Origin of the sequence: Bradyrhizobium sp. (assembly GCF_049581145.1) — a bacterium.
Lineage (GTDB): Bacteria > Pseudomonadota > Alphaproteobacteria > Rhizobiales > Xanthobacteraceae > Bradyrhizobium.
Genome location: NZ_JBAURI010000222.1, coordinates 1 through 2,711 on the forward strand (window position 1 = coordinate 1; position 2,711 = coordinate 2,711).

Genomic DNA, 2,711 nt, shown 5'->3' on the forward strand with positions numbered 1-2,711 from the left:
CGCCGGCCTCGTGCTCCTTCAGAACCGCGATGATCTGCTCTTCCGTGAACCGCTTCCGCTTCATCTGTCCGTCCTTCGTCAGGGCGGACTCTAAATCCTTCTGGAGGAAATTCTTAGGGGCAGGTCATCGGCAAGGCCGCGTTTGACGCTGCTGGCGGTTGGAACGCGCAAGGCCGCGTACCTGACAATGAAAAAGGCATTTGCAAAAGCATGTGCCGAATGGGCTGACGGAGAGCTCGTAGCCAGCCACATCGCTTAGACATCAATGCATCGGTTTGGAAATAGCCAGTTTTCCCGCACCAGGAAGGGCGCGGCCTTTCTATGAGGCGTCTTGCGACTGAAGCTCATGCAATCTCGTTTGTGCGGATGACGACGGACTTGTCCGATTCTAGTTGGCTGCGCAGAAATTTGCGGCGCGCCAGCGCTTCGATTTCTTCGCGATGCTTTTCGAATGCGGCAGGAGGCCGCAACCTCTCGCCATTCGAGAAGTGATCGTCCAGCGCTTCGCGCGCGATCCGACAGCGTACCCGTTCGCTCCCATCCTGTCCCCAGAAGGTCACGCCGGCACCTATATCGTAGGAGTACTCCCTGTCGGGGAATGTCAGTGTGCGCTTGTCGGTCATGCCGAGCACATCGAGGATTGCCAGCGCCGATGACAATTGGACATCCTTCGCCGCCTGCTCGAAGCGCGAGACGGTCGGCGTGCTGACTTTCGCAAGTGCCGCGAGGTCACGCTGCGTCAGCTTCATTCCTTGTCGGCGTCGGATTGCGTCTTCGACAAGAATTGGCCAATTGAGGAGATACTCCCGTTCCATCTACGCTCCATCAGTTCAAGAATGTCTTTGCCAAGCGCCGCCGTCCCGATCTTCCTGGCGTCGGCGATCAGCGCCTTCTCGACCCGCTTGCGCCGCTGATCGATGCGCTTGACTGTTTGCAGGATCACGTCGTCGGATAGATTGCAGGTCCGGGCGAGCGCCACCAGATGCTTGGGCTTGATCTGGTCGATCGTCAGATTGGCGGCGCCGCCGATGGAAAGCGCAAAGGTGCGATATTCGGGATAGAGCGCCGCGGCGACCAGATCGTAGGCGGGGCTGAGACGCAGCCCGTCCGGCGTATGCAGCATCGCGAAGTTCTTGAGATGTGCGTCGGTATTGCCGGTAAGAAGGCAGGCCAGCACACGCTCATAAAGCCGCCAGGCATCGGCCGGCGCGCAGCCGGGCGTCTTGATGATGAACGACGCCATATCCTCATAGGCAGCGTCGTATTTATCGTCGCCTGAACGACGCCCCAGCAACTGGTTGAATTCCTCGAAATGGATCCTCGCACCGCTGCGTAAACGGTCGAAGCGCGGCACCAGCAAGGCTTTGTCGCCGATGTCCTTCAGTGGTGCGATCACAGCATCCACGATGGTGTCGCCGGGCAACAAGGAGCGGCACGCATGCAGCACGAGAAATTCGTTCTCGATGATGTCGCGCAGACTGCCCGAGGGCAGCTTGGCGATATAGGTCGAAGTCTCATTGGCGCGCGCCGGCCTGTAATCACGCCCATCCTTGACGGCGAGCAGCTTCGGCTGCACGCCAGACAGCGAGCCGCGGCTTGCCAGCGCCGCCGTCGCCGTGGGATCGCCCATGTCGATGGCCGGCTCGTTGATTGGCGCCGGATCAATGACGCTGACGGCGCCTGCGCAGTCACGGCCGAAGGCAAGCAGTAAAGCGAAGCGGTTGTTGGGATCGATTTTGAGCGCGCGCGCCTGCGCATTGCGTAACCAGCCCTCCGCGACCAGATTATCGAAGAAGGGATGCAGGCCGGCTTCGCAAACATGCGGGGCTGCCTGGCGCGGAAGCGTGAAGGCGATGGCCGGGTGCCTACCAGCCTCCAGATAGGCAGGGTCATAAGTGAAAACGCAACGGCCGCTCGGCTCCTGCCGCAGGATACCTGCGAAGAGGTCACTATTGTAGTACACTCTGCCCCAGAGCGCCGCCGCCATGGAAAATACCTTTTATCAGGCCAGTGTAAAAGTCCTATTTAATCAAAGATATTTTATCAGGTTGGCTTGTTTTTGTCAAAACATAAAATATGTTTGATTTTGATAGGCTGCGCCGGTGCTGGCTCGCGCTTTTTGTAAATCGTTGGAAATGTTCGGTAGTCGCCGCCCGCTGCCGTCGCTCCGGCACGGCACTGCGTTGCGGGCATGAGCGAGCAGCTGCGCTTTGTGCCCCGCGCGTGGAGTTTGATCCGGCGCTGGCGAATGAACTTGCCCGCTACCCGGCGGCGACGCCGACGGTGGTGGTGCACGAGCTTAACCGATCATCGAGCGGCGCAGCCCGTTCAAGAACTATGTGCGCATGCTGACGCCGGAAGACGGCATCCTCATTTTTTGCAAGGATCAGGAACGCGGCTGGTTTTTGATGGTTCTGCGCGTCTTCGCCTGGCTGATGGCGACGGGAGGGGGGCTGGCTGATCTTCTATCAAAGTTCGCTTTCGATCATGTCGGCACTTGGGGGCCCTTACCCTGCTCATGCTGGTCGCCTGGCTGATCGTGCGACAGGCCGGTCGAGGTCTCGCACGCCGTCGAAAGCCACCGAATGCGACCCACTGGAGCGGCCGCAGCATGGCCGCCGCGGTCGGTATATCCTTGACCAGTGTCCAGCGGATCTGGCGTGCGCACGGACTGAAGCCGCACCTGGTCAAGACGTTTAAGGTCTCGCGCG

The 2,711-nt window shown here is 59.8% G+C and carries 3 protein-coding genes and 1 pseudogene; 2 read left to right on the forward strand and 2 right to left on the reverse strand.

Annotated elements, in window-relative coordinates; genetic code table 11:
• Positions 1-344: 344 nt before the first annotated feature.
• Complete coding sequence (locus WCB02_RS07290) at positions 345-749, reverse strand: DUF1488 family protein (RefSeq protein WP_423957161.1); 405 nt, start codon at positions 747-749, stop codon at positions 345-347.
• Complete coding sequence (locus WCB02_RS07295) at positions 746-1,987, reverse strand: type II toxin-antitoxin system HipA family toxin (protein WP_423957162.1); 1,242 nt, start codon at positions 1,985-1,987, stop codon at positions 746-748. Before WCB02_RS07295 ends, WCB02_RS07290 begins: the two co-directional genes overlap by 4 nt.
• A gap of 358 nt (positions 1,988-2,345) precedes the next feature.
• Here WCB02_RS07295 and WCB02_RS07300 point away from each other — a divergent pair, with 358 nt between their 5' ends.
• Positions 2,346-2,537, forward strand: a complete 192-nt coding sequence (locus tag WCB02_RS07300; RefSeq protein WP_423957163.1) for a hypothetical protein — start codon at positions 2,346-2,348, stop codon at positions 2,535-2,537.
• A gap of 38 nt (positions 2,538-2,575) precedes the next feature.
• Positions 2,576-2,711 (forward strand): annotated as a pseudogene (locus WCB02_RS07305) (IS630 family transposase); the annotation flags it as partial.